Raw genomic sequence first — 1,217 nt, forward strand, 5'->3', positions numbered from 1 at the left:
CGCACCCAAGGTTGAGAAGGGTAAAAACAAAGGCAAAAAGCCGGCCGGTAAAGCGGGGCCGAAACCCGAAGCCGAACAGGCTGACAGAAACCCGGAGCAAACTGAAAAGAAAGGGGATACAAAATGAGACTTTATTCTTTGGCAAGTTTAATGATGCTGTGTTTATCTCTAACCGCCTGTGCCAACAAGTTTTACATTTCTATCTGGAATGAGAAAGGGACTGCGAAACCCCTTTCCAAAACGGATGATGTAATCAGGGTCGTTGTTCCGGAAAGGTTGACAAAGTATGTTGCCAAGGCAAGAAGTAATGATTCAGATGGATATGAAAATGGAATGAAGTTGGCTGATTTGATTGGTATGGCCAAACTTGATACGGAAGAAAGATTGCAGGCTTTGGGATATCAGTTAACAGATACACACTATATAGAAAATGATATTGGTAAATCAAAAAAAATTGAATGGGTTGATAGCCAGGGTAATGAAAGACAGGCCATGACACATGGTGGAAAACCAACCGTATATGCGATGATAGACTCAAGAGTTATGGAAACTTACAAACAAAGATTTATATCCAACGAACCATATTCAAGCGATCCAAGTACAGGTGCGACCACCATGTGGACAAATCATGTAGATGAAGTCACCATGAATGAAATTGTTTATCACGTTAAATTTGTAAGACCTATTGGTAAGGATAATAAACTTTTACAATGTAATAATTCTTCACTAAGTACTGACTTTTGTACTTTTCCTCAAAGTTATTGGGAGGATAGTGTAAAAAACACTCCTTATTATGAGACAATTTTTGATGGTGCTGGAGTAATGACTACAAATTCTCCTGATCCGGCACATATAGAAAATCATTTGGTATCATCGGTATTGTATCAATATCCCAACTTGCTGGGCAAAAAACGTATTCATCAGATCAGCCAGCCTTTTTTCCAGGTAACCAAAGTCACTGATACTCCCCAATAAGTTTTATAGCAATCTCCTTTCTTATGGATATGACGACACGACGGACATAGACAAGATAGCCAGCGGCATGATCCATACCGGGATCATGGGTGACAGTGACAATCTCAATGGCACCAATACAGCCATTGACGCCATCACGGGTGGCCTGACAGGACTGGCCCAGAACGCACCCAAGGTTGAGAAGGGTAAAAACAAAGGCAAAAAGCCGGCCGGTAAAGCGGGGCCGAAACCCGAAGCCGAAC

At 41.7% G+C, this 1,217-nt stretch carries 1 protein-coding gene; it reads left to right on the top strand.

The genetic code is table 11. The features are described 5' to 3' along the window. The first annotated feature begins 123 nt into the window (after positions 1–123). Positions 124–975: a hypothetical protein gene (locus H3T44_RS09040; RefSeq protein WP_198196975.1), complete on the top strand. Its 852-nt coding sequence runs from the start codon at positions 124–126 to the stop codon at positions 973–975. Positions 976–1,217 lie beyond the last annotated feature (242 nt).

The sequence above is a fragment of the Commensalibacter sp. M0355 genome (assembly GCF_016101365.1).
Lineage (GTDB): Bacteria > Pseudomonadota > Alphaproteobacteria > Acetobacterales > Acetobacteraceae > Commensalibacter > Commensalibacter melissae.

Coding starts and splice junctions, on each gene's coding strand:
- H3T44_RS09040 (WP_198196975.1), top strand. CDS start 124: ATGAGACTTTATTCTTTGGCAAGTTTAATGATGCTGTGTTTATCTCTA.